Origin of the sequence: Serratia nevei (genome assembly GCF_037948395.1) — a bacterium.
Taxonomy (GTDB): Bacteria; Pseudomonadota; Gammaproteobacteria; order Enterobacterales; family Enterobacteriaceae; genus Serratia; species Serratia nevei.
Window position 1 is genome coordinate 3401435 of the sequence record NZ_CP149940.1, and the last position, 25999, is coordinate 3427433.

General features: G+C 62.5%; 24 protein-coding genes. 9 read left to right on the top strand and 15 right to left on the bottom strand.

All coding sequences use genetic code 11. The annotated features are described in order from the left end of the window. Positions 1-50: 50 nt before the first annotated feature. Positions 51-623 carry a hypothetical protein gene (locus tag V8N38_RS16325; RefSeq protein ID WP_147840134.1) on the bottom strand — a complete coding sequence of 191 codons (573 nt, stop codon included), beginning with the start codon at positions 621-623 and terminating at the stop codon, positions 51-53. A 30-nt stretch (positions 624-653) separates the two neighbouring features. Here V8N38_RS16325 and V8N38_RS26085 point away from each other — a divergent pair, with 30 nt between their 5' ends. Both V8N38_RS26085 and V8N38_RS16330 read left to right on the top strand, forming a co-directional pair. After that, positions 654-701, top strand: a complete 48-nt coding sequence (locus V8N38_RS26085) for a hypothetical protein (RefSeq protein ID WP_223294892.1) — start codon at positions 654-656, stop codon at positions 699-701. 50 nt (positions 702-751) lie between these two features. Beyond that, on the top strand, positions 752-1642 hold the full coding sequence (locus V8N38_RS16330; protein ID WP_087763164.1) for a LysR substrate-binding domain-containing protein: 891 nt from the start codon (positions 752-754) through the stop codon (positions 1640-1642). Here the strand turns inward: V8N38_RS16330 and V8N38_RS16335 are convergent. The 7 genes from V8N38_RS16335 to V8N38_RS16365 form a co-directional block, all read right to left on the bottom strand. Further along, positions 1639-2367, bottom strand: coding sequence for a PA1136 family autoinducer-binding transcriptional regulator (locus V8N38_RS16335; RefSeq protein WP_060439516.1), 729 nt, complete (start codon positions 2365-2367; stop codon positions 1639-1641). The genes V8N38_RS16330 and V8N38_RS16335 overlap by 4 nt on opposite strands. Then, entirely contained in the window at positions 2364-3239 is an 876-nt protein-coding gene (gene hchA / locus V8N38_RS16340; protein WP_038877961.1) for a glyoxalase III HchA, read from the bottom strand. The genes V8N38_RS16335 and hchA overlap by 4 nt, the downstream gene beginning before the upstream one ends. A 101-nt stretch (positions 3240-3340) precedes the next feature. Continuing rightward, positions 3341-4108: an ABC transporter ATP-binding protein gene (locus tag V8N38_RS16345; protein ID WP_060420360.1), complete on the bottom strand. Its 768-nt coding sequence runs from the start codon at positions 4106-4108 to the stop codon at positions 3341-3343. Beyond that, positions 4095-5105: a FecCD family ABC transporter permease gene (locus V8N38_RS16350; RefSeq protein ID WP_060425978.1), complete on the bottom strand. Its 1011-nt coding sequence runs from the start codon at positions 5103-5105 to the stop codon at positions 4095-4097. Before V8N38_RS16350 ends, V8N38_RS16345 begins: the two co-directional genes overlap by 14 nt. A gap of 42 nt (positions 5106-5147) precedes the next feature. Further along, positions 5148-6224: an ABC transporter substrate-binding protein gene (locus V8N38_RS16355; RefSeq protein WP_232734442.1), complete on the bottom strand. Its 1077-nt coding sequence runs from the start codon at positions 6222-6224 to the stop codon at positions 5148-5150. Between the two features lie 46 nt (positions 6225-6270). After that, positions 6271-6669, bottom strand: a complete 399-nt coding sequence (locus V8N38_RS16360; protein ID WP_223182167.1) for a hypothetical protein — start codon at positions 6667-6669, stop codon at positions 6271-6273. Positions 6670-6685: 16 nt separating this feature from the next. Then, positions 6686-8056, bottom strand: a complete 1371-nt coding sequence (locus tag V8N38_RS16365; RefSeq protein ID WP_060451691.1) for an MFS transporter — start codon at positions 8054-8056, stop codon at positions 6686-6688. A gap of 334 nt (positions 8057-8390) precedes the next feature. Between V8N38_RS16365 and amiA the strand changes: the two genes are divergently transcribed. Both amiA and V8N38_RS16375 read left to right on the top strand, forming a co-directional pair. Beyond that, positions 8391-9233 carry an N-acetylmuramoyl-L-alanine amidase AmiA gene (amiA, locus tag V8N38_RS16370; RefSeq protein WP_070914710.1) on the top strand — a complete coding sequence of 281 codons (843 nt, stop codon included), beginning with the start codon at positions 8391-8393 and terminating at the stop codon, positions 9231-9233. Between the two features lie 54 nt (positions 9234-9287). Then, positions 9288-10340, top strand: coding sequence for a porin (locus V8N38_RS16375; RefSeq protein ID WP_060439508.1), 1053 nt, complete (start codon positions 9288-9290; stop codon positions 10338-10340). Between the two features lie 67 nt (positions 10341-10407). Here the strand turns inward: V8N38_RS16375 and V8N38_RS16380 are convergent, their stop codons facing one another. Then, positions 10408-11238, bottom strand: coding sequence for an alpha/beta fold hydrolase (locus V8N38_RS16380; RefSeq protein WP_060420350.1), 831 nt, complete (start codon positions 11236-11238; stop codon positions 10408-10410). Positions 11239-11437: 199 nt separating this feature from the next. Here V8N38_RS16380 and V8N38_RS16385 point away from each other — a divergent pair, with 199 nt between their 5' ends. The 4 genes from V8N38_RS16385 (at position 11438) to V8N38_RS16400 (ending at position 18075) form a co-directional block, all read left to right on the top strand. After that, positions 11438-12862 (top strand): coniferyl aldehyde dehydrogenase, encoded by a 1425-nt coding sequence (locus tag V8N38_RS16385; RefSeq protein WP_244951323.1) that lies wholly within the window; start codon positions 11438-11440, stop codon positions 12860-12862. 259 nt (positions 12863-13121) lie between these two features. Further along, positions 13122-15317: a catalase/peroxidase HPI gene (gene katG, locus V8N38_RS16390; RefSeq protein WP_147840133.1), complete on the top strand. Its 2196-nt coding sequence runs from the start codon at positions 13122-13124 to the stop codon at positions 15315-15317. A gap of 527 nt (positions 15318-15844) precedes the next feature. After that, entirely contained in the window at positions 15845-16744 is a 900-nt protein-coding gene (locus V8N38_RS16395) for a glyoxalase (protein WP_187181561.1), read from the top strand. A gap of 41 nt (positions 16745-16785) precedes the next feature. Next, positions 16786-18075: an alginate export family protein gene (locus tag V8N38_RS16400; protein ID WP_147840132.1), complete on the top strand. Its 1290-nt coding sequence runs from the start codon at positions 16786-16788 to the stop codon at positions 18073-18075. A gap of 45 nt (positions 18076-18120) precedes the next feature. Here V8N38_RS16400 and V8N38_RS16405 read toward each other — a convergent pair whose 3' ends face one another. The 6 genes from V8N38_RS16405 to V8N38_RS16430 form a co-directional block, all read right to left on the bottom strand. Further along, positions 18121-19173 carry an NAD(P)H-dependent flavin oxidoreductase gene (locus V8N38_RS16405; protein ID WP_147840131.1) on the bottom strand — a complete coding sequence of 351 codons (1053 nt, stop codon included), beginning with the start codon at positions 19171-19173 and terminating at the stop codon, positions 18121-18123. 96 nt (positions 19174-19269) lie between these two features. Further along, positions 19270-20880, bottom strand: coding sequence for an MFS transporter (locus tag V8N38_RS16410; RefSeq protein ID WP_025303481.1), 1611 nt, complete (start codon positions 20878-20880; stop codon positions 19270-19272). Continuing rightward, positions 20873-21298, bottom strand: a complete 426-nt coding sequence (locus V8N38_RS16415) for a DoxX family protein (protein ID WP_033635204.1) — start codon at positions 21296-21298, stop codon at positions 20873-20875. Before V8N38_RS16415 ends, V8N38_RS16410 begins: the two co-directional genes overlap by 8 nt. Positions 21299-21307: 9 nt before the next feature. Beyond that, the gene (locus V8N38_RS16420) at positions 21308-22138 is read right to left on the bottom strand and encodes an alpha/beta fold hydrolase (protein ID WP_147840130.1); all 831 of its coding nucleotides are present in this window, start codon (positions 22136-22138) and stop codon (positions 21308-21310) included. Positions 22139-22280: 142 nt separating this feature from the next. Further along, the gene (locus V8N38_RS16425) at positions 22281-23675 is read right to left on the bottom strand and encodes an MFS transporter (RefSeq protein WP_187181560.1); all 1395 of its coding nucleotides are present in this window, start codon (positions 23673-23675) and stop codon (positions 22281-22283) included. Between the two features lie 174 nt (positions 23676-23849). Further along, positions 23850-25040 (bottom strand): sugar transporter, encoded by a 1191-nt coding sequence (locus V8N38_RS16430; protein ID WP_060421811.1) that lies wholly within the window; start codon positions 25038-25040, stop codon positions 23850-23852. 268 nt (positions 25041-25308) lie between these two features. On the opposite strand from V8N38_RS16430, the gene V8N38_RS16435 reads away from it, so the two are divergent. Next, entirely contained in the window at positions 25309-25995 is a 687-nt protein-coding gene (locus V8N38_RS16435; protein ID WP_147840129.1) for an aspartyl/asparaginyl beta-hydroxylase domain-containing protein, read from the top strand. Positions 25996-25999 lie beyond the last annotated feature (4 nt).

Sequence of the window (25999 nt, forward strand, 5' to 3'; positions counted from 1 at the left end):
GCGAAGCCCGCCGGGTTTACCGGCGGGCTGTTTTCCTTCAGCACGACGGCTCAGGCCCCATCCCGCTCCGCAACCCGCGCCATCAACGCCCCCAACAGCGCCAGATCGACCAGCAACGCCAGCGCGAAACAGCTTCCTCTCGCGCCCGGCGCGGCGTAGGTTTGAATCAGCAACGCGGCAACCACCACGGCCACGATGCTCACCACCGTCGCCAGCCTGCACGCCACGGCGAACGCCGCTTTCTCCCCCACCGCCGTGCGGTAGGCTACGCCCTGCCCCAGGCCGCCGAGGGCGATGCCCGCCAGCAGGGCCGGCCAATCATGGCCGCCGAACAGCATCAGCAGCGTCAATAGCCACCCCGCCGCCGCCAGCAAAAAACCGTAGCGGAGCACAGCCAGCGCAGGCCGCTTCCGCAGCGGCTGCCAGCGGGCCAGCGCGGCGCCGCCGAGAAACGCCAGCGCCAATGCCGTTAGCAGCATCAGCGTTACGCCGATGCCCAGCAGGCTTTCGGTCTTCAGCAGCAAGGCGCCCGCCGCGACCGGCACGCTGAGCGCCAGACCGCTCGCCGCCGTTCCCGCGTGTTCCATGGCGCCCAGGGCGCCGTTGTTGATATAAAGGCTCATCGTTAACTCCCGACATGTGGAAATGATGAAATTAATTCATTCCCCTGTTCACATGTCGCTAGCCTATCTCTTGTATAATCGTTCAGACAAACTCATAGTTTTCAGCCTTAGATGAGAATAACTCAGCCATGAGAAAACCCCGTTTGCCGCCGCTGGGCGCGCTGCGCGCCTTCCACGCCGTGGCCGGCTGCCGCAGCTTCAAGCTGGCCGCCGAGGAGCTGGGCGTCAGCGCGACGGCGGTCAGCCATCAGATCAAGCTGCTGGAATCGGTGCTGGAATGCCGGGTGTGCGAGCGCAGCGCGCAGGGCGTCAGCCTGACCGAGACCGGCGAGATCCTGTATGCCGGCACCCAGCGCGCCTTCGCCGCGCTGGAGCAGTCCGTCGCCCAAATCACCCGCGCCCAACAGCCGCCGGCGCTGACCGTTACCACCACCTCCAATTTTCTCACCCACTGGCTGGTGCCGCGCCTGGCGGATTTCAAGGCGGAGTTTCCCGCCATCGATCTGCGCCTGCACACCAGCGTCGAGCGCGTCGATCTCAACCAGCGCACCGTGGACGTCGCCATTCGCTATCGTGAAACGCCGGAAAGCGATCTGCACTGCACCCTGCTGCATGAGGATCGCTTTATCGTGGTGGCCAGCCCGGCGCTGGCGCTGGAGCGCAGCGAGGATTTGCAGCGGGTAACGCTGTTTCACGTGGAACATCGGCAGGTGCCCGCCGACGCGCCGACCTGGGAAAACTGGCGGCGGCGCTACGGGCCGGAAGGGTTGAACGTGGAAGCCGGACTGACCTTCAGCGACGAGACGCATGCGCTGCAGGCGGCGGTGGCGGGCCAAGGGGTGGTGATCGCCAGCCGGCTGCTGGCGCGCGATTTGTTGCAGCGCGGCGTGCTGGCCGCGCCGTTCGAGATGTCGTTACCCGGCGCCAACTATTACCTGGTGACCACCGAAGAAACCGCGCAGCGCCCCGATATCATTGCGCTGCGCGAATGGTTGCTGCGGCAAATGGCGGCGGGCTAACGGCGCTCGGGGGCGATTTCCCCCAGGCGGATCGCCACGCCGATCGCCTGCGCGGTGGTGGCGGCGCCAAGGCGTTGGCGAATGCGCCGCAGGTGGTTTTCCACCGTGCGTTCAGACAGGCCGAGCATCGCAGCGATATCCGCCTGCCGCCGGCCGATGGCGGTCCAGCTCAGCACCTCGCGCTCGCGTGCCGACAGCCGGCCCTCTCCCTCGCCGGCCGCCGGTGCGAACAGCCGCCGCGCCGCCTGAAAGGCCGCCGTGCCCACCAGCGACAGCGCCAGCCGCACCAGCGGCGAAGCGTCGATGCGCTCGCCCCCCAGGCTGACGGCGCCCTCCAAACCGGCTGGGCCAAATACCGGGATCTGCACGCCGTGCAGGCCCGCACCGCGCGGCGTGCGCACAATCCGGTAGCGTTCGCCCTGCTCCGCCCGGGTTTTGGTCCAGAAAAACGGCTCGCTGACCCGCAACATGTGCCGGGTCACCGGGCAGTGCCGCACGTAGGTCAACGCATCGACGGCCTCGCCGTCGCCGAACCAGTCGCCCTCGACCCAATAGATATGCTCGATCCCCGCCTCCGCCGCGGCGGAAGCGGAAAACAGCACAAAGCGATCGAAGCCGAACGGCGCGGCGAAGGCGCGAACCCGCCCCTGAATGGCGGACAGGGTTCGCTCGTGGTCCATCGCCAGCGCCGTCTGGAAAGCGCGCTGTGCGATCTCGTCGCTCATCGCGCGGCGACGTCGGCCAACAGCGTCTCCGCCGCCAGCTTGCCGAGGTTGTTGGAGGCCAGCGGGCTGTCGCCGGTCAGCAGGCGCCGATCTTTATGCACCTTGCCGGTGATGTCGGCGTTGACGATCTTGACGCCCCGCTCGCGCAGGCGTTCGCCCACCAGCCAGGGCATCGGGCCGGGGATGTAGCCGATGTCGATGTTGGCGCCGGTATCGAGCGAGTCCGGGAACACGCACATCTCATAGCCGCGATAGAGGAAATCCTCTTTGCGCTCGCCGATGCCCGCCGCCAGCAGGCCCGCCGGCCCGTGGCACAGAGAAATCACGTAGCGATCGTTGTCGTGCGCCCAGTGCAGGGTCTTTTTCACCTCTTCGCTGAACGGAATATCATTCAGCACGCCGTGGCCGCCGGGGATGAAAACGCCGAGGTAGTTGCCGCCATCCAGATCCTTCACCACCTCCGTCAGCTTTTTCGGCTGCTTGAGTTGGCTGCGGTACTTCTCATAGGTGGCCTTGACCGCTTCGTCTTCCTGCGGGAACGCCCACATCTCCAGCTTCACCGGATCGCCGGACGGCGTGGCGATGTCGATCTCGAAACCGGCCAGATCCAGGTGATACATCGGCAACAGCATCTCGACCGGGTGGTTGCCGGTGGAGAAGAATTTGCCGTTTTGCATCAGCAGGTAGCGCTCCTGCGAGGCGATCATCAGCACCTTCCACTTGCCGCCGCGATAGGCGTTCGGGTAGCTGGCGCCCGCAAAGTCGGTTTTGGACGAGGTGTACTGGCTGAGGGAGTAAGGCGATGGGAAGAACGCGTTGTCTTCCGCCACATCCGGGGTGGGATTACGATCGTTGGACACTGAATCAGTCATGATTATCTCCATATTCACCGTTACGTTGCCCTTTCAGCTTAAATAACCGCCGGCGGGGCCGCAATGAGGGATATCCCTCAAGCAATCTTTGCAGCCGAAACTCAGGCGAGATTGCGCAGAGCGATAATAAAGGTTTCTTCGCCGGCGCCCTGGTATTCATAGCGGCACTTTCTTACCGGCACCCGAAAATAGCGTTCCAGGATATCTTCCCGCAGCACAGCGCTTTTAACGCCAAACAACGACTGCCGTTTTGTCATCAGTAAACACTTGTCGGAGATGCGTTCGGCGTAATTGAGGAAATGCGTATTCAGCACGATCGTCATCTGCCGCTCTTTGGCGAGGCGCCAGAGCATCTCAATCATTTTTGCCTGATTGTAAAAATCCAGGTTCGACTCCGGCTCATCAAGGATCATGACGTCAGGATCTGCCATCAGCGCCTTGGCGAAATAACACATCTGCAGTTCACCGCCGCTGATCTGATCGATGCTTTTCTGCGCCAACGGGCCGATTTCCAGGGATTGCAGCACCGCCTGCGCCCTGGCGAAATCGTGCTTTCCCGGCCGGGCAAACAGTCCGGCCTGACGAACGCAGCCGAAAGTGACAAAATCGAGTACGCCATAGGAAAAATGTGGCGCCTTCGCCTGCGGCACATAGGCCAGGCGCGCCTCTCGATTATCGACGCGGCCGATCTCGCACCAGCCGGCGCTGGGCCGACACAGGCCCGCAATATTTCTCAGCAGCGTGGTTTTGCCGGCGCCGTTCGGGCCCAGCACGCTGAGGATCTCGCCGCGCTTAAGCTCGAAGCTGACGTTGTCGAAAATGGGCTCCCGCCCTTTGAAACCAAAGGATAGTCGGCTAGCGGTGATCATATCGATTGCCCATAATAAAAAGCGTGGCGAAAAGCGGCGCACCGATCAGCGCGGTCAGGATGCCGATCGGGATTTCTGCGTAGGTGGCGCCTCTGGCGATATTGTCTATCACCAGCAAAAACAACGCCCCGCTCAGCGCCGAGACCGGGATCAGGCGGCCGTGGTTATACCCCAGCACGCTTCTCACCAGATGCGGGATCACCAAGCCGACCCATCCCACCACGCCGGCCAAACTCACCGAGGCGGAAACCAGCAGGGAGGCGGCGATCAGCAGCAGGATCTTCAACCGGGGCGGATTTAGGCCGGCAATGCGCGCCTCGTCGTCCCCCAGCGAGAGAATGTTCATTTTCCACCTGAGCCGATAGATTGTCAGGTAACACGCCGCAAACAGCGGGATTAGCCAATAGACCTGCGCTTTCGCCACCGAAGCGAAGCTGCCCATCAGCCAGAAGACGATCGCCGGCAAGGTATCCTGCGGATCGGCGACATATTTTATGACCGAGACAAACGCGATAAACAACGACGCGATAATCATGCCGGACAGGATCGTCGTCAGCGCATCCTGCCGACGTTTCAGGCGGCAGATGCCGAACACCAGCAGCAGGCTCACCACGCCGAAAAGAAACGACAGCATGGCACTCAGGGCAAAAGGCAAACTCAATAAAATGCCCAGCGCGGCGCCAAAGGCGGAGGCGGAAGAGGTGCCCAGCACGTCCGGGCTGGCTAACGCGTTTTTCAGCACCGCCTGAAAGGTCGCGCCGGCGACCGCCAACCCACCGCCCACCAGCATCACCGCCACCACCCGCGGCGCACGCAGGTTAAAAATCACCGAATAGCGGGTCGGGTTTTCCCCCGGCATGTTCCCCTGCCATAAAATCTGCATCACATCGTGGGCCGACAAGGCGTAGCGGCCGGCAAACAGTGATGCGACGGCGGCCACACACAAGGCCAAAAACAGCCCCGCCAGGATCGCCACATATTTTCCTCTGCCCGGCATCCCCAAGCTCCCCCCATTAATGAATGCTATTCAACCGTGGCACTAGCGCTGTGCCAGCACCTCATCCAGCAACCGGTCCGGGATCGCATAGGAGAACATCGTCTGATAATAGCGGCGCGTCTCCTCCCGCAGCGTCTTGTCGCTAATGTCTTCAGGGGCATAGCGGTTGATCATAAACAGCGGCAGCAGCGATGTTTCCGCCGACAGGCCCCCCCAGTTATGAATGCCCACCGGCGTCGAGAAAACCTTGCCGTTTTTTACCGCCCTGAGCGTTTCCCAGGCCTGGCCGGGGATCCCCCCGTGCAGCAGCGCTTTGGCGCTGCCGAAAACCACGAAAATCACATCCGGGTCCCAGGCCATGATCTGCTCCATCGAAACGGTGATGTACCTGCCGGCATCCCCTTTCACCGGCAAGTCCCCGGCGACGTTGTCCATGCCGGCCATTTTCAGGTAGGTGTCGCCATAGGTATGCGGGCCACTCACCTTCAGCTGCCTGCCGTCACTTTCTTCGAGATACAACGCCCTGACGTGCTGCGCATGGATGGCTGCGGCATAGGGGCGGATCTGCTTCAGGGTCTTTTCCCAGGCGTCTTTGAATTTGTGCGTGCGCGGCAGGCCGAGCGTGTCGGCGAAAGTGTTTTCCCAATACACCTGGGTGGCCATCGGCTGGTATTTTGTCTTCCCGCCGGCATCCAGATCGACGGTCATCACGCCCGCCCTTTCCAGCCGATCGTCCTGGCTTTTGCCGTAGTAATAAATAATGTCGGGCCGTAGATTCATTAACGATTCCATGTTGACCCGGTAGTCCTTATTGATAAAGGCGGAGGTGATCCTGCCGATGTCAGGCTTCATGTCCTCCAATACATGCCTATCGGCATGCATGAACGCCCAGGGCCCCACGCCGACGACGTGCCGGTAGGCCGCCTCGTTCGCCAGGATCACGCCGAAGGGGCAGTTGCCGGTGATGACGATCCGCGGATAGCTGCCGGGCAGCGTTTGCGCCGCCACGCTTTGTGGCGGTTCGGCCGCCGCCGGCTGGCCGGCGGTGGCGCAAGGCGCGGTCGGCAAGGCGAATATTGCCAGCAGAGCGGTGGCGATAAATTTCACTGTGACGCACATGGTGCCTCCTGTGCGCACGCTCGGCGGCGTGCGTCGATGGGCTGCTTTAGGCCGACGCGGCGATGCCGGCGGCCATGATGGTGATCCCGGCCACAAACACGATTGCCGTGGTGGCGACCGCGCCGCCGCCGACCAACGCGGCGGTTTTTCCTGTGGAAAGGTCTTTTCGTTGCAGGAAAGAGAGCTGCGACAGAGGAATGATTTTTCCGCTGTCGGCAACCAAGTCTTTCGGTTCAACCTTCGCCACCGTCAACTCGCCGCCGCTGCCGTCCTTCAGACCATATTTCAACTGGTCGCCGACATAGACCGGCGGCTGCAGCAGGTAATATTGGCTATTGAGCCCCGTCTCTTTTTGTTGCAACGCCACGTCGTGGTATGTCGTGCAGCCGGCAAGGGAAAACGCCGCCATCCCGATAACCAACGGCACTAATGGGATAAATCGCATGGGAAACCTCGTGCTTCTATTTGCTGGTTTTTAACGTAACGGCGGACTTGAAGCGCATATAGCTCACGACCAGAGAAAGGAACGAGAATGCCGCCCCCGCCATTAAACTGATATTCGTCGCTTGCGCGCCCCGCATATTGAAGAAAATCGCCACTAACGCCGAACCGACGATTTGCCCAATCAGCCGGGAACTGCCCAACAGGCCGCTGGCGATGCTGCTGTTTTCATGGGAGACCGACGTCATGATCAGCAGGTTGTTCGGTGATTGAAACAGGCCAAAACCGATGCCGCACAGCGCCACGCGCCATACGATCGCCCCATTCGACGGATCGCTCGGCAGATTGGCCATCAGCAGCATGCCTGCCAGCAGACAGGCGAGGCCCGAAAGGGCAACAAGATTGGGATCGTATTTCTTGGCCAAATCGCCGGAAATTAGCGAAGATGCCATGGTGGCCAGCGGCCAGGCGGTCAGTAGCAGACCGATGTCCACCACGTTTCTTTGCAGGACATTGTGGAAATAGAAAGGCAGCGATACAAAAGCCAAAAGCTGGGTGCTGTAGGACAGCATCGACATCAGCAAAGACAATGACAGCGTCGGGTTATGCAGCATCGCGATCGGGATCAGCGCGGCGTTGGCCTTTCTTTTCTGATTGATATACAGCAACCCGGCCAGCCCGGCGAATACCGCAAAGCTCAGCGCCGCCGCCGGCAGATGGTGGGTGGTCATGCTCATGGTGCTGAGCGAGAAAGCGATGAACAGCACAAACACCAACAGGGCCCCCCCACTGTCGAATCCAACGCTGCGCCGCTCGCGGGGGGCCAGGAAGATCAGGCTCAGCAACAGCGACAGGCAGGCGATGGGAACATTGATGGTAAACAGCCAGTTCCAGCTCGTTTGAGAAAGTATCGCCGAGGCGATGGAGGGCCCGGCGGCGGCGGAAACCGACACCACCATTACGTTTATGCCCAGGCCGCGCCCCAGCAGCCTTTCCGGGTATATCTCCTTGATCAGCGCCGCATTGACGCTGAGCACCGCCGCCGCACCGAAGCCCTGTATCACCCGGAATGCCGTCAGCATCGACAGCGTCGCGGAAAGCGCGCAGCCCAAGGATGAAAAAGCGAACAGCACCACCCCGGCTATAAAGATCTTTTTATTGCCCACCGCGCGGCCCAGCGCCGCGAAGGGCATCAAAGAGGCGACGACGGCAAACTGGTAGGCATTAATAATCATGATGGAGGCCGATTCGGAAACGCCGAAATCTTTGGCGATCACCGGCAGTGCCACATTGGCGATGGTACTGTCGAGCATGGCGATAACCGTGCTTAACGAGACGGCGAGAACGGCGAATATATTTAATGTCTCTTTTTCCTGGTGTTTAAAAGTCATGTTAACGCTCCAAAAACGTGAGTGGCTTCATGCCGGCGGCAAAGACCCCGTTTTTTATCCGTTTTAGTAATTACGTTATAACATATCAACTAAAGAGGAGAATAAATCTCATTTGAAATATTAGATTAAATAGTGTGTCAAAATAAGAATTAACAAATACAAAACAAATGAATAGCAATACGAACATTCAATAAACAAAATAAATGCAGTATAAAAAGCCAGTGAATTTAAGGAATGACATTAAAAGTAACAGCCGCTAACAGACAACCCCGCCGACGCACGGAATTGTTATGTTATAACAAAAACACCCTTTCCTTTTATGCTGGTTACCCTTATGGCTAAGACGGACCTTTTGAACACCCGGTTATCTCGCCGCAGAATGATGTTGGCAGGGTTGGCGGCCCTGGCGCTGAACGGCGCCGTTTCCCCGCTGGCTCACGCCCACGGCCTGCCACGCCCCAAAAAGCAGAACGGCCCTCACGGGGCGCGAAAAAGATTCCTGGTCATGTTGGATCCCGGTCATGGCGGCATCGACTCCGGAGCCATTGGCCACACCGGTTCGCTGGAAAAACATGTCGTTCTGGAGATCGCCAGAAATGTGCGTGCACAGCTCGATCGACACGGCATCGATGCCCGCCTGACGCGCGACAGCGACGTTTTTATCCCGCTTTACGATCGGGTGGAGATCGCGCACCGGCATGGCGCGGATCTTTTCATGTCCATTCACGCCGACGGCTTTACCTGCCCCAGCGCCTGCGGCGCGTCGGTCTTTGCGCTTTCCAATAAAGGCGCCAGCAGCGCGATGGCGAAATACTTATCGAACAGTGAAAACGCGGCGGACGATCTCGCCGGCCCTAACGTCATCAAGAAAGACCGCTATTTGCAGAAGATACTGTTTGACTTGGAGCAGACGGAAACGATCAAAGAAAGCCTGGCGCTGGGCTCGCACCTGATTCAACATATTGCGCCCATCCATCATCTGCATGCCAAAAATACCGAACAGGCGGCCTTCGTGGTCTTAAAGTCCCCGTATATTCCTTCCGTCTTGGTGGAAACCTCTTTCATCACCAACCCTGAGGAAGAAAAGCTGCTCGGCACCCCCGCCTTCAGAAATAAAATTGCCACGGCGATCGCTCAGGGGATCGTCAGCTACTTTAAACGCGAAACGCACGCTTAAGCTTCGCCGGGGCGGCAAGCTCACAGGCTTGCCGCGCACAGGGACGGTGCCATCATGATAAAACGCAATCCTCGTTATTTTTCGGCGGGCATGCTTTTCCCCCTGCTGGCCTTGTTGCCGCGCGGCGCCTCCGCCGTGTCGTTGACGGGATCGCAGCAAAACAGCCTGAATTTCTACGGCACGATTATCGCCAGACGCTACAGCGGCCAAAACGAACGCGACGACGGCGACCGCAGCTACCTCTATTTCGGCCTGATAGGCAAAAAAAAGATCGCACCGCGCTGGCAGGCCTACGCCCACTGGGAATATACCGTCAGCTTCGCCGACGCGACGCGCAACAGCACCCGGCTCGCCTATATCGGCGTGCAAAACGCCGCCCTGGGCAGCCTCGATATCGGCCGCAACTGGGGCGTGCTTTATGATGTGACCGCCCTGACCGATCGCTCTCCGCTGTTTAGAGAGATGGCCTACAACTATATCGACAACTTTATGCGCGGCCGGGCGCATAACCTGCTCACCTACCGCCAAACTTTCAGCCTGTTTCAGCGGCGCGCCGCCCTCGCGCTGCAATACCAGTTCAAAGACGGCGACGAACGGCAAGCGCCGGGCAAACAAAACGGCAACGGATTCGGCGCCTCGTTCCGTTATGCGCTGACGCCGACGCTCAGCCTCATCGCCGCCGCCTCGGCGTCTCAAACCACGCAGCGGCAGCAACACGCCGCCGGTTATCGCCGGCGCATCGACACGCTGGCCGAAGGGGTTCTCTATGCGTCGAAAAAAATCTATCTTGCGGCCGTGTTCACCCAAAGCGACAACGCCATCAGCCCGCAACAAACCGCTAACCGCGGCTCGGCGTCAAGTTATGAAGCGCTCGCCAAATATCGGCTGACGGACCATATTCAACCCAACATCGGCTATACCCGCTTGATACAGGCCCGGGCAGGCCGGAACACGGACTTATTGAACTATGAGGAGTTGGGGGTCACCTGGTTGCTCAACGGCAATATGCAGGTGTTCATTAACTATGAATTCAATAACCTTTCGCAGCACACGCCCGGCGTCGATGCGTCGGACAAGCTCGATATGGGCATCAGCTATCATTGGTGATCCGCTCTCCCGCAGCCAATAAAAAGCCCCGCCCGGTAAGGGGCGAGGCTCGCGACGCGTTGAGTCTTTAGCTGTTCACGAACGCCAGCAGATCGGCGTTGACCTGATCGGCATGGGTGGTCGGGATGCCGTGCGGCGCGCCCTTATAGGTATGGAGCGTGCCGTTTTGCACCAGCTTGGCCGACAGCACGCCGGAGTCCTGATAAGGCACCACCTGATCGTCGTCGCCGTGGATCACCAGCACCGGAATGGCAATCTTCTTGAGATCCTCGGTGAAATCGGTCTGCGAGAAGGCGACAATGCCGTCGTAGTGCGCCTTGGCGCCGCCCATCATGCCCTGGCGCCACCAGTTCCAGATAATCGCCTCAGAGGGTTTGGCGCCCGGGCGGTTATAGCCGTAGAACGGGCCGGCGGGCACGTCGTAATAGAACTGTGCCCGGTTGGCGGCCAGCTGCGCCTGGAAATCATCGAACACCGCTTTGGGGGTGCCCTGCGGATTGGCGTCGGTTTTCACCATCAGCGGCGGCACCGCGCTGATCAGCACTGCTTTGGACACCTTGTCCTCGGCGTGGCGCACGATATAGCGCACCACTTCGCCGCCGCCCGTCGAGTGGCCCACGTGCATCGCGCCCTGCACGCCCAGGTGTTTTACCACCGCGGCGACGTCATCGGCGTAGTGGTCCATGTCGTGCCCTTCCGACACCTGGCTGGAGCGGCCGTGGCCGCGGCGATCGTGCGCCACCACGCGGAACCCTTTGTTCACGAAGAACAGCATCTGGGCATCCCAGTCGTCGCTGGACAGCGGCCAGCCGTGGTGGAAGTAGATAACCTTGCCGTTTTTGGGGCCCCAATCCTTGTAGAAAATCTCGACGCCATCGCTGGTTGTTACGTAACCCATGTCGTTTCTCCCATTTACACTATGGTTAAAAAAGAAGGTTTATACTGCGCACGGCGCCGGGATCTCTGGCTCCCTCATCCCGGTTGGCCGACGATCTTGCGTTGATCGTTTAACGAGTATAGGTTTAAAGCTCACTTTAAGGTCAAACAGGATTCGGCAAACCGCATTCCCGCTTTCACTCGGCATCAGGAGAATTCAAGTGCAGGGAGATGACATCCTCATGACGATGGAGCAACGGCTTGCCGCCCAGCGCCATGCCTTCCTGCGCGACGGCGCACCGACGATCGCTCAGCGCAAAACCGCCCTGCGCCGCCTGCGGAGCGCCATTTTGGCCCAGCGCGGTGCGCTGACGGCGGCCGTCAGCGCGGACTTCGGCCACCGCTCGCCTTACGAAACCGACATTCTGGAGATCCTGGTCACCGTGCAGGCGATCGATTATCTGCTGCGCCACCTGAAGCGCTTTATGCAGCCGGAACGCCGCCACGTCGCCCTGCCGTACCAGGCCGGGCGCGCCTACGTGCAATACCAACCTAAAGGCGTGATTGGCGTCATGGCGCCGTGGAACTATCCCTTCTCGTTGACCTTCATCCCGCTGGCCACCGCCCTGGCCGCCGGCAACCGCGTGATGCTGAAACCTTCGGAGCTCACGCCGCACACCAGTCAACTCATCGAAACGATGCTGGCGGCGCTGTTTCCCGCCGATGAGGTCGCGGTGGTGACCGGCGGGCCGGACGTCGGGGCCGGGTTCAGCACACTGGCGTTCGATCACCTGGTGTTCACCGGCAGCACGACGATCGGCCGCCAGATCATGCAGGCGGCCGGTAAAAATCTGGTGCCCTTGACGCTCGAGCTGGGCGGCAAAAGCCCCGCCGTCGTGGCGCCCGGCGCGCTCACCGCCAGAACCGTTAACAGCCTGGCGTTCGGCAAGCTGTCGAACGCGGGCCAAACCTGCATCGCCCCCGATTACCTGTTGATCCATCAGGACGATGTGGAAAACTTCATCGCGCTCTACGACGCGGCGGTCAAAGCGTTTTACCCTGACGGGCCGACGAGCCATGACTACGGCGCCATCATCAACGACAGGCACTACCACCGTTTGCAGGATCTGCTCACCGACGCCCAGGCGCGCGGCGCGCAAATCCATCCGGTCGGCCACCGCCCGGACTCGGCGGCGGAACGGCCGAAAACCCTCGCCCCCACGCTGATCGTCGGCGCCCCCGACGACAGCCGGATCATGCAAGAGGAGATCTTCGGGCCGCTGCTGCCGATACGCACCTACGCCGCCTTTGATGAAGCGATCGACGTTATCAACGCCGGGCCGCGCCCGCTGGCGCTGTACTACTTTGGCCCAGGCGGCACGCTGCAGGACAGGCTGCTGGCGCGCACCACCTCCGGCAACGTCAGCGTCAACGCCACCCTGCTGCATTTTGCCCAGGACGATCTGCCGTTCGGCGGCATCGGCCCCAGCGGCATGGGGGCCTATCACGGCATTGAAGGATTCCGGGCGCTGAGCCACGCCAAGGGCGTCTTCATCCAAAGCCGCTGGCACTTCACCGATCTGCTGCGCGCACCGTTCGGCAAGCTGGCAGACGCGGTGCTCAAGGTGATGCTGCGGCGTCGATAAGGCGGCGTGCCAGCTATCAATAACACAGCCATGAATCGCCGCAAGCTATCGCAATATTCACTCATTCCTATTTTATCTCTCCGCCGCCGCTGACTAAGCTTAGCCATGAGTCGCCCTGTGCCCGTTAGCGGCCAGGGCGATGTGATCCCATTGAGTTCAGTTATTTAGCGCAACACCCGACGCAAGCCTGACCCGCATGCCTTGTTAACCGCTCCACGCCCGGCGGCTGGAGCACCCTTACGGAAGCAGAGAGCGCATTATGACAACTGAAAGCAAATGCCCGTTTTCGGGCGGCAAGCAGCCCGCACCGCAAGACGGCCCCACCAATCAGGATTGGTGGCCTAATCAGCTCAGCCTGAAACCGCTGCATCAGCACTCCCCCCTGTCCGATCCGATGGACAAAGACTTCAACTACGCCGATGCCTTCAACAGCCTCGATCTGGCGGCGGTCAAACAGGATCTGCACGCCCTGATGACCGACTCGCAGGCATGGTGGCCGGCGGACTTCGGCCACTACGGCGGCCTGTTCATCCGCATGGCCTGGCACAGCGCCGGCACCTACCGCATCGGCGACGGCCGCGGCGGCGCGGGCGAAGGCCAGCAGCGCTTCGCCCCGCTCAACAGCTGGCCGGACAACGTCAGCCTCGACAAGGCGCGCCGCCTGCTGTGGCCAATCAAACAGAAATACGGCCGCAATATCTCCTGGGCCGACCTGATTATCCTGACCGGCAACGTGGCGCTGGAATCGATGGGCTTCAAAACCTTCGGCTATGCCGGCGGCCGCGCCGACACCTGGGAGCCGGACGACGTCTACTGGGGTTCGGAGAAGATCTGGCTGGAGCTGAGCGGCGGGCCAAACAGCCGCTACTCGGGCGACCGTGACCTGGAAGACCCGCTGGCGGCGGTGCAGATGGGCCTGATCTACGTCAACCCGGAAGGCCCGGACGGCAACCCCGATCCGGTGGCCGCCGCGCGCGACATTCGTGAAACCTTCGCCCGCATGGCGATGAACGACGAAGAAACCGTGGCGTTGATCGCCGGCGGTCACACCTTCGGCAAGACCCACGGCGCCGGCCCGGCGTCTAACGTCGGCGCCGATCCTGAAGCGGCCGGGCTGGAGTCGCAGGGCCTCGGCTGGCACAGCACCTTCGGCACCGGCGTCGGCAAAGACGCCATCACCAGCGGCCTGGAAGTCACCTGGACCACCACCCCAACCCAGTGGAACCACGACTTCTTCCGCCACCTGTTCGAATACGAATGGGAGCTGAGCCAAAGCCCGGCCGGCGCGCATCAGTGGGTGGCGAAAGACATCGGTGAAACCATTCCCGACGCCTTCGATCCGAACAAGAAACGCCGCCCGACCATGCTGACCACCGACCTGTCGCTGCGCTTCGATCCGGCCTACGAGAAGATTTCGCGCCGCTTCTATGAGCACCCGGAGGAGCTGGCCGACGCCTTCGCCCGCGCCTGGTTCAAGCTGACCCACCGCGACATGGGGCCGCGTGCGCGCTACCTCGGCCCGGAAGTGCCGCAGGAAGAGCTGATTTGGCAGGATCCGATCCCGGCGGTCGATCATCCGCTGATCGACGAGCAGGATATCGCCGCGCTGAAAAACGCCGTGCTGGCTTCCGGCCTGCCGGTGTCGGCGCTGGTCTCCACCGCCTGGGCTTCCGCTTCGAGCTTCCGCGGTTCCGACAAACGCGGCGGCGCCAACGGCGCGCGCATTCGCCTGGCGCCGCAAAAAGACTGGGCGATCAACCAGCCTGCGCAGCTCGCCGCGACGCTGGCCAAGCTGGAGAGCATCCAACGCACCTTCAACGATGCGCAGACCGGCGGCAAGCGCGTCTCGCTGGCAGATCTGATCGTACTGGCCGGCGCCGCGGGCGTGGAACAGGCGGCGAAGAACGCCGGTTTGGCCCTGACGGTGCCGTTCGCGCCGGGCCGCATGGACGCTTCGCAGGAACAGACCGACGTGGACTCTTTCGAGGCGATGGAGCCGCTCGCCGACGGTTTCCGCAACTTCCTGAAGGGCAAATACCGCGTGCCGGCCGAAACGCTGCTGGTCGACAAGGCGCAGCTGCTGACCCTGACCGCGCCGGAAATGACGGTGCTGGTCGGCGGGCTGCGGGTGCTCGGTGCCAACGTCGGCGGCACGCAGCACGGCGTGTTCACCCAGCGGCCGCAGGCGCTGACCAACGACTTCTTCGTCAACCTGCTCGACATGGGCACCACCTGGCACCCGGTCGATGAAGACGGCCTGTTCGAAGGGCGCGATCGCCGCAGCGGCGCGGTCAAGTGGACCGGCAGCCGCGTCGATCTGGTGTTCGGTTCACACGCGCAGCTGCGCGCGCTGGCCGAAGTCTACGGCAGCGCCGACGCGCAGGAGAAGTTCGCCCACGACTTCGTCGCCGCCTGGAACAAAGTGATGAACCTCGATCGTTTCGACCTGGCGTAAACTCCCCGCAACGGCCTGCTTCGGCAGGCCGTTTTTTCTCCCGAGATCAACACCGCCTCCGCTCAACGCCAGTCGCAGCGCCCGTCGTTATATTTCATTTTTCCGCTTATTCGTATTTACTCAACAAGTCATATAAAAATTTGATGGGCGGCAATTCTTTTAATGCTGTATTTATATTTAGACGGCAATGAAGACCGTAAACTCAGCTGGCTAATGCGATATATCCCATCCAGGAGAACACCGTTATGGATTATCCTCGATTCACCTCAATATGCGCCAAGGCGGGCTTTATTCTCATCGCCGCCCCTTAGCGGCTGCGGGCCCGGCCGCCAAAGGCGCCCACCGTTTTTATGCCAATAAAAAAGAGGTTCTGCATCTGGGTGATATTTTCCTAGGCGCCAGACGCTCGCCCTTATTTAATGCTTCACCCCGCGCACTGCGCTTTTCTTTTTTATTTTTCAACCGACGGGAAAGGTCATAGGGAATCACACTTTACTCAGGAAAATAACCGCTACCTGGAGGTCATCATGCAACATATTATCGGTATTTCTTCTCGTCGGCTGAGGATATCGGCCCTTGCGCTGCTGCTCCCGGCAATGTCCTGGGCGGCCGATACGGCGTCTCTCGCCGTAGGGCCGCAATATGACACCACCCATGTTTACGTCGAACGCGGCAAGATGGATGCCTTTGTCGACAGCATTCTGAAAACCTTCGGCGGTACCAGCACCGAACGCGTGCTGGTCAACGTCACGCCCACGCCGAGCGAAACTTACTCCCAGCTGATACTGACGCCGGCCGGCAGCTTCTCGGTGTTCGATTTCAAAACGCCGATCCCGCACCCGTTCGGCACCGAGCGCAACGGTTTTCTGGTCAGGGATATGGACGCCGCCATCCGCCAAGCCAGGGCCGCCGGCGCCGATGTGCAGGTTGCGCCTTTCGACGATCCGATCGGCCGCGACGCGGTGATCCAGTGGCCCGGCGGCGTTAACATGCAGCTCTATTGGCACACCAAGGCGCCTAATTACAAGCCTCTGCTGAGCGTGCCGGAAAACCGCCTGTATCTCTCCGCCTACCGCGTCGACGATTTCCTGAAAAGCTACCAGGCGTTCTCGCACGGCAAGGTCGTGAGCGACGAACAGGTCAGCGATACGGCGATCGGCCGCAGCGACAACGGCAAGATCCGTCAGATCGAATTGGACTCCCGCTTCGGCAAAACGCGCATTTTCGTCACCGACGGGCATCTGCCTTATCCGTTCGGCCATGAGCGCACCGGCTATGGCGTCGACGATCTGCCGGCCACGCTGGCCAAAGCGACGGCCAGCGGCGCGCAGGTGCTGTGGCGTTCGACGGCGGCGGAGCGCCGCGCCTCGGCGCTGGTGCGTTTCCCCGGCGGCTACATCGCCGAAATTCACCAGGCGGCTAAATAAACCCAAGGCGCGCTGCGGCGCGCTTTTTTCTTCGGATATCCATGATGAAACGCAAGCTTCCCGCACTGTTGCTGTTCTCCACGCTCCCCGCCCTGGCGGCGGAGCCCGCCGCGTCCCCCTGGAAAAACATCCCGTTGGGCGATACGGCCACCCTGTCTTTCGACGGTTCACTGCGCGAGCGCTATGAATGGACGGATCAACGGGATCTGAGCGGCGGACGCGACGATACCTTCATGCAGCGCCTGCTGATTGGCGCACGCCTCGACTATGGCGACAACTTTGGCGCCTATGTTCAGTTGGGATCGTCACTGGCCACGCCGCGCGATCGCGGGCGCAAGCCGACCGACGAAGATCATGCCTATCTCGGTCAGGGCTATGTGGACTTAAAACTGCCCACCGCCTACGGCCTCGGCACCCTGCGGGTCGGCCGCCAGGAGATTGCGCTGGGTTCGCTACACCTGATGGGCACCCGCGACGGCCCCAACGTGCGCCGTTCTTTCGACGCCGTCCGCGCCAGCTGGGCCAAGGATAAAAACCGCCTCGACGCCTTTATCGGCCATCCCGTCACCCTTAAAACCGGCAGTTTCGACGACGATACCGACAACAGCCAAAAGGTGTGGGGGCTGTACGGCACCACGCCGCTGGCCGCGCTGGCTTCCGCGCTCGATCTCTACACCTTCGGCTTTGAGGATAACGATGCCCACTACGCGCAGCTCAGCGGGCAAGAGCGGCGTTATACCGTCGGCGCGCGCATTTTCGGCGCGGCGCAGGGATTCGACTGGGACAACGAGGCCGCCTGGCAGTTCGGCAGCGCAGAACAGCGCGACATCCGCGCCTGGTCGGCGTCGGCGCACGCCGGGTATACGGTGAGCGACTGGCGCTGGCAGCCGCGCTTTGGCGGCAAAATTGGCATCGCCAGCGGCGATAAAAACGGTCACGATGGGCAGCTCAATACCTTTAACGCCATGTACCCCAAGCTGCCCTACCTGACCGAGAACGGGCTGGTGGCGCCGGCTAACCTGATCGCCATCCACCCTTCGGTCACGATTACGCCGTGGCAAACCCTGTCCATCGATTTCAGCTGGGACGCGCTATGGCGGCAACGCCGCGAGGATGCCTTCTATCTCGGGCCGATGCGCCCGGTGAAAGGCAGCGAGCAGGGCTCGCGCTTTATCGGCAATCAGTATCAGGTCGAAACCACCTGGACGCCACGCAGAGATCTCCAGTTCAAAGTGGCCTATGTCTACTTCGACGTCGACCACAGCCTGCAGCAACATGCCGGGCTGAAAGACATGAACTTCGTGCTGGCGCAGGGCACCTACAGCTTTTAACGCCAGGCCAAGAAAAAGGGCGCCGAATCTGGTGCCCCGTCTGTCTCACACCGCTTCCAGCTCCCTCGCCAGGGTGGCGACCAGCTCCGCCGCCGGCATCGGCCGCGCCAGGCCCACGCCCTGCCCGGCCCACAGCGACATAAACTCTCCGCGACCGGCCTTGGCCGCCGCCTGGCGGATATCGCCGGTGAGCGCGTTCTGCACCGGATAAGGCAGGATCTGCGCCTCTTCCGCGTGCATCTGCCGCATGAAATCATTAACGATGCCGCGCGCCGGGCGGCCGCTGAAGGCGCGCGTCAGGCGCGTGCTGTCATCGCCGGCGTTGCGCAGCGCCACCCGCCAGGCATCGGAGATGCCCGACTCCGGGCTGCACAGGAACGCGGTGCCCAGCTGCGCCGCCTGCGCGCCCAACAAGCGCGCCGCCGCGATGCCGCGCCCGTTCATGATGCCGCCCGCGGCGATCACCGGGATCTTCACCGCCGCCACCACCTGCGGCAGCAGGGCCATCAGGCCGACGCAGGATTGCTCGATGTCGCCGAGGAAGGTCGGGCGGTGGCCGCCCGCCTCCGAGCCCGAGACGCAAACGAAGTCGGCGCCCGCCTCTTCCCAGGCGCGGGCTTCCGCCACCGTGGTGGCGGTGCCGATCACCCGCGAGCCGGCCTTCTTAAACTGCGTGACCGTGGCGCGCGGCAGCACGCCGAAGGTGAAGCTGGCCACCGGCGGCGCCGCCTCCAGCAAGGCCGCGATCTGGTCGCGGTTGTTTTCGGCGAATTGGGTGGGGATCGGCGGCTCGCTCAGCCCCAGCGCTTCGCGGAACGGCCGCAGCAGGTGCTGGGCGCGCTTCAGCTCGGCAAGATCCGGGTGCTGCTCATCGAGCAGAAACAGATTGATGTTGAACGGCGCGGTGGTCTGCGCGCGGATCTGCTGCACGCGTTCGAGGATCACCGCCGGTGAAAACAGCGCCGCCGCGCACGAGCCCAGCGCACCGGCGTTGCTCACCGCCACCGCCAACGCCGGCGGCGACGCGCCGTTCATCGGCCCCTGAACGATCGGATAGCGCAGCCCAAGCTCGCAGGCAAAAGCAGAAGGTGCCGTCATCAATGTGTCTCCCTGTGCTGACTACATTCGTCTTACGGCGGCCGCGCCGCCGAACCGACCAAAAGCATAGCACCTTCTCACCGCCTGGCCGTGCAGTTAATGCTTCACCTGATGCCGGTCGAGCGACAGGAAGTGATGCACCACCGGTTTCTCCGGCCCGATGTGGAAGCGCAACGCCTCCTGCTGCAGATCGGCGTCGGCGTGCGACACCCGCTGGTGCTGCCGCAGGTGCTCCGCCCAGGACTCCACCAGGAACCACTCCATGATGCATTCCGGATCGCCGGTGTGCTCGGTGATGCCCCAGGCGTAAGCACCGTCGCGGCGACGCGCCCGCTCCAGCATCAGCAGCGTGCGCAGGAACTGCGGCCGATCCTGTTCGCGGATGCGGTACTCCACCTGAATCATCACCGGGCCGCGATCGTTTTCAACCGGCGTGTTGACCAGCGGCTCCGGCCAATGGTTCGACGGCTGTAGATCGGCCTCGCCGGTCGGCAAACGCAGGCGGTGGAACAGCAGCCCCGCCGCCAACAGGCCGACGCCGCCGACCAGCAGCGTGGCGGCCACGCCCAGCTCCTGCGCCACCAGCCCCCACAGCAGACTGCCTGCCGCCATCGCGCCGTTGAAGACCATCAGGTAGATGGCCAGGCCGCGGCCGCGCACCCAGTTGGGCAGCACGCCCTGCGCCGCGCCGTTGAGCGTGGTCAGCGCAATGATCCAGCCGGCGCCCAGCACCAACAGCAGCACCACCGCCAGCCACTGCGGCGGCGCCAGCGACAGGGCCGCCATCACCACGGCGGTGAGCACCGCCGCCAGCAGCACCAGCCCGTCGGCATTCAGCCGCTGGCGCAGGCGCGGCAGCGCGATCGCCCCGAGGATCGCCCCGGCGCCTACCGCCCCCAGCAGAACGCCGTAAAAACCGGCGCTGCCGCCCAACATGCGGCGCGCCACCAGCGGCAGCAGCGCCCAGACCGAGCTGGAGAAGGCGAAGAACACCGCTGCCCGCAGCAGCACCACGTGCAGCTCACGGCTGGAACGGGCATAGCGCAGCCCGGCGCGGAAAGCGCCGAAGAAGTGTTCCGACAGGCCGCTGTCCTCGGCCTTCGGCCGCTTCCACCACAGCAGCGCCGCGATCACCAGCACATAGCTCATCACGTCCGCGCCGTAGGCCGCGCCAGCGCCGAAGCTGGCCAGCAGCAGGCCGCCGGCCGCCGGGCCGATGGAGCGGGCGATGTTGATGCCCAGCGAATTCAGCGCCACGGCGTTTTTCAGCTCGGTGCGCGGCACCAGCTCCGGCACGATCGCCTGCCAGGTCGGCCCCATCAGCGCCGCACCGATGCCGCCGACGAAGGTCAGCGCCAGCAGGTATTCCACCGTCAGCGCACCGGTCTGCGACAGCACCAGCAGGCTGCCGCTGACGCAGGCCAGCAGAATTTGCACAAAGATCAGAAAGCGCCGCCGATCGAGGATGTCCGACAGTACCCCGGCCGGGATCGCCAGCAGGAACACCGGCAGCGTGGCGGCGGTCTGCATCAGCGCCACCGCCGAGGGGTTGCTCGACAGATCGGTGATCAGCCACGAGCTGGCGACGTCGCGCATAAAGCTGCCGACGTTGCCGAGCACCGTGGCGCCCCACAGCACCGCAAATAATGGGATTTTCAGCGGCGCGAAGCCGCCCGCCGCCGCCTTGTTTTCCGTCTGTTCAGCCATCCGTTCGCTCCTTCAAATCGTTAAATGCCACCAGCAACAGCGCGCCGGCCAGCCCGAGGTGTTCAAAAAATCCGTTCATCATCTGGCCGCGCTCCGCCCCGTCGAACTGCCAGAACGGATTGGCCATCAGCGTCGCCATCAGGGTAAAACCGGCCAGCGCCAACGCGCCGAGCCAGCGATAAAAGCCGCTCAGGATCAGCGCCGACGCCGCCAGTTCCAGCAGCGTCACCAGCACGGCGAACAGCGCCGCCGGCTGCAGGCCGAAGTGGGTCATCTCGGCAACCGCGCCTTCGACGTTCAGCGCCTTGACCAACCCGCCCTGGATGTAGGCGGCGCAAATGGCGAGCAGCAGCAGCCAGCGCACCGCGGGCGCATGCAGCCGCTGCGCGCAGCGGGCGGCGATAGCAGTCAGGTTCATCGCGCCCCCTTAGAACGGCGAATTCTGGATAAAGGCCAGCAGATCGGCGTTGAAGCGATCGGGATCGACCTGCGCCAAGCCGTGAGCGCCGCCGGCGTAAACGTTCAGCTCCGCCTGTTGCATAAGCTTAGCGGCTTTCAGCGCCGAGGCGCCGATCGGCACGATCTGATCGGCGTCGCCGTGCACCAGCAGCGTCGGCCTGTCGATCGCCAGCAGATCGGCGGTGTAATCCACTTCTGAGAACGAGCTCACGCCGTCGTACTGCCCTTTCACGCCGCCCTGCATGGCCATCAGCCAGAAGTGGTCGATCAGCCCCGCATTGCTCTCCACCTCGTCGCAGTGGAAGCCGTAGAACGGCACCGCCAGATCTTTGAAGAACTGCGAGCGGTTGCCCGCCACGCCGCTGCGAATGCCGTCGAAGGCCGCCATGGGCACGCCTTCCGGGTTGGCCGGCGTTTGCAGCATCAGCGGCGGCACGGCGCCCACCAGCACCACCTTCGCCACCCGATCGCTGCCGTGGCGGCCGATGTAGCGCGCCACTTCGCCGCCGCCGATGGCGTGGCCGACCAGGATCAGATCGCGCAGATCCAGCGTTTCAATCAGCAGAGCCAGATCGTCGGCGTATTGGTTGATGTCGTTGCCGTGCCAGGTCTGATCCGAACGGCCGTGGCCGCGGCGATCGTGGGCGATCACCCGGAATCCGCTCTGGCCGAAAAACAGCAGCTGGTTGTCCCAGGCGTCGGCGGACAGCGGCCAACCGTGGGAGAACAGGATCGGCTGGCCGCGGCCCCAATCCTTATAGAAAATGCGCGCGCCATCGGGCGCGGTGAGGATGCTCATGACGTGTTCCCCGCTCGGTATTGAATTGGATTTTGTACCGGGTAACAGTACGGCAGGCGCAAAGGCAGTGATAACGGAATAATTTTCGCATGATCGCGAGTTTTTTTGCTGAAGAGGCCGGCGTCACCGCCGGCGCAAAACGTCAGATGTTTTCCAGATCGATGCCGCGCGTTTTCGGGCCGAACAGCCCGATCACCAGCATCACGATCAGCATGCTGGCGACGATAAACGCGATCACCCCCAGCGAGCCGCCGTACTGCAAGATAATGCCGATGATGATGCTGCTGAACACCGTCGACAGGCGGCTGAAGGAGTAGCAGAAACCGACGGCGCGGGCGCGGATATGGGTCGGGAAGATCTCGGATTGATAGGAGTGGTAGCTGTAGGTCAGCCAGGCGTTGGACCAGGTGATGAAGAAGCCGCACAGGATCAGCCACAGCGGGTTGTTCTGCAGCGCGAACAGCGAGCCGAAGATCACCGTCACCAGGCAAGACAACACGATCTGCCACTTGTTCTCCATCTTGTCGGCGTAGAAGCTGCACAGCAGCGAGCCCAGCGGGTAGGCCAGCGTGATGAAGAAAGCGTACAGCAGGCTGTGGGTGACCGAAGCGCCCTTGCCCGACAGCAGCGCCGGCAGCCAGTTGCCGAAGCCGAAGAAGCCGATGGCCTGAAAGAAATTCATCACCACCAGCATCAGCGTGCGATCGCGATACTGCGGCGCCCAGATATCGCGAAAGCGGCCGCGCAGCGGCGCTCCCTCGGCATCGTCAACCGGGCGCGACGGGAAGTCCGCGGCCGCCACGCCGCAGCGCCGCTCCATATCCCGCATCACCTGCCGGGCCTGCGCATAGCGCCGCTGCTGCACCAGCCAGCGCGGCGACTCCGGCAGCCCCTTGCGCACCAGCCAAATCACCAGCGAAGCCAGCGCGCCGGCGATCACCACGTAGCGCCAGCCGCTCAGGCCCCAAATCGTCTGCGGCACCAGCCACCAGGACATCAGCGCCACCGCCGGCACCGACAGGAACTGCACGAAGAACGCGAAGGCGAAAGCCCGGGTGCGCAGATGCGCGGGCACCCACTCCGTCAGGTAGGTATCGATGGTCACCAGCTCAATGCCGAGCCCGACGCCCACCAGAAAGCGCAGAAAGATCACCCACTCCGCCTGCTGTTGAAACGCCAGCAGCAGCGAGAAGGCGCCATACCAGATCAGGGCGAACATAAAGGTAGCGCGGCGGCCGAAGCGATCGGCGTACGGGCTCAGCAGGCTGGCGCCGACGAACAGGCCGAGAAAGGTGGCGGAGGCGAAGGCCGCCTGGTCCGACACGCCGAAGACGCCCTGCACGCCGGTGTGGAAAATGCCGTCGGCGATAAGGCCGGTGCTGATATAGCCGGTCTGGAACAGATCGTAGAGTTCGAAAAAGCCGCCCAGCGACAGCAGAATGATAAAGCGCCACAGGCCGGCCGACGCGGGCAAGGCGTCGATTCTGGCCGCCAAATCCCGCGCATGGATCGGCGACGCCGCTACAGAGTCACTCACCGTTAACCTCGCATTAACATTTTTGATGACTTTCTATGCTAGCGAAGCGGCGTCGGAGTTAAATTTTTAATTAGCAGACTATGAAAAAAAGTTAAGCATAAAACGCTGCAGCAGCCTGTTTTATAGCAGGAAAATGCAACCTGGGATGCCGCAGCGGCATCCCGAATCGGTGGCTTAACGGCTGGGGTGCTGCTGCAGCCGTTCGCTGCGGTAGAAGCTCAGCAGGCACCAGCCGAGGGCGATCAGCGCCAGCGGCGCGGCGACGAAGCCGATGTTGCCCATGCCCAGATGCAGGCTCACCTGGTTGCCCAGCAGCGCCCCGCTGCCGATGCCGAAGTTGTACAGGCCGGAGAAGATCGCCATCGCCACGTCGGTGGCGTCCGGCGCCAGGCTCAGCACTTTGGCCTGCATCGACAGGCCGATGGCCATGATCGCCATGCCCCAGAAGATGCACAGCACGGTCAGGTGGCTTTCGCTGCCGGCGGCCGGCAACAGCAGCAGCAGGCTCAAGGCCAGCAGCGCGATGGCGCCGATAAAGAAGCCGGAAGGAAAACGCTCGCTGTAGCGGCTGAACAGCAGGCTGCCGACGATGCCGGCGGCGCCGAACAGCAGCAGCATCAGCGTGGTGAAGTTCTCCGACAGCCCGGCCACGGTCTGGATAAACGGCTCGATGTAGCTGTAGGCGGTGAAGTGTGCCGTCACCACGATGACGGTCAGCATGTACAGCGCCAGCAGCGCCGGGCGTTTGAACAGCAGCGGCACGCTGGCCAGCGAACCGGAGTGCTCGCTTTTCAGCACCGGCAGCAAGCGCCACAGCAGCACCAGCGCCAGGGTGGCGCACACCGCGATGCCGATAAAGGTCATGCGCCAGCCGAGCAGCTGCCCCACCACCCGCCCGAGCGGCAGCCCGAGCACCATCGCCAGCGCGGTGCCGCCCGCCAGCAGGCTCAGCGCCTGGGCTTTCTTGCCCGGCGGCGCCACGCGGATCGCCAGCGAGGCGGTGATCGACCAGAACACCGAGTGCGCCAGCGCCACGCCGGCGCGCGAGATGACCAGCGTGGTGAAGTTCCAGGCCACGGCGGTCAGCACGTGGCTGGCGATAAACAGCATGAACACGCCGATCAGCAGCTTGCGGCGCTCGATTTTGCTGGTCAGCAGCATGCACGCCAACGAGGCGGCGGCGACGATCCAGGCGTAGATGGTGATGATCAGGCCGACCTGTTCGGTTTGCATCGAGAAGCTGGCGGCGATGTCGCTCAGCAGACCGACCGGAATAAATTCGGTGGTGTTGAAGATAAAGGCCGAGACGGCGAGGATAACCACGCGCAACCAGGCGGTTGAGCGCGAAACGGGAGCGTGTTCCATGGTAAACAAAATCCGGACAGGTGCGGGCAAGTAGCGATATTTTAACCAACCGGCCCGCTAAATGCGATACGCGTCACACTTTAATTGTGTGGTTTTTTTCGCCGCATTTCGACACATTCGCAGACACACGGTTGCACAAATGCTGTGCTAATCTCTTGAAGCGTACCAATTTTTCCTGCCGCTCTTCCCCTCCGGCCGCCGCAGACGACGCGCCGCGCCGAAGAACCGCGCGCAGTGTCCATTTGGCGTTTTCTGAGGCGAGGTCATTATGTCCGCGATTTATGATTGGTCCGTGCTCGCATTGCGCAATGTTTACGATCGCCGCATTCAGGGCAAGCCGGTGCTCGACAGCGCCGCGCTGTTCCCCGACGCCGAACGTTTCACCGCCCAATGGCGGCAGATCCGCGAGGAGGCGCTGACCGTCGCCCACGATCTGCACAATATTCCCCGTTTTCACGAGATCATGATCCAGCAGGAATCGATCTCCGCCAACGACGCGCGCGACTGGCGCATGTTCATCATGAAGGCCTACGGCCAGCCGATCGCCCGCAACCTGGCGCGCTGCCCGACGCTGGCGGCGCTGATCGCCTCGTCGCCGGACGTGCTGTCCGCCTCGCTCTCCTTCCTGGCGCCCGGTAAACAGGTGCCGCCCCACCGCGGGCCGTTCCGCGGCATTCTGCGCGGCTATCTGGTGCTGGACATGCCCAAACGCGCCGACGGGGCGCCGGCGGCGGTGCTGAAAGTGGACGGCCGCGAATACCGGCTGCACGAGGGGGAGTTCATGCTGTGGGACGATACCTTCGAACACGAGGTGTGGAACGACAGCGCGCAGGTGCGCACCGTGCTGCTGCTGGATATCCGCCGCCGCGACATGCCCGGCGGGCTGCGGCTGCTCTCCAGCGCCATCGTCGCCCTGGTGCGGCTGAACGTGCGCTGGATGCAGCGCCAGTTCTGAGTCC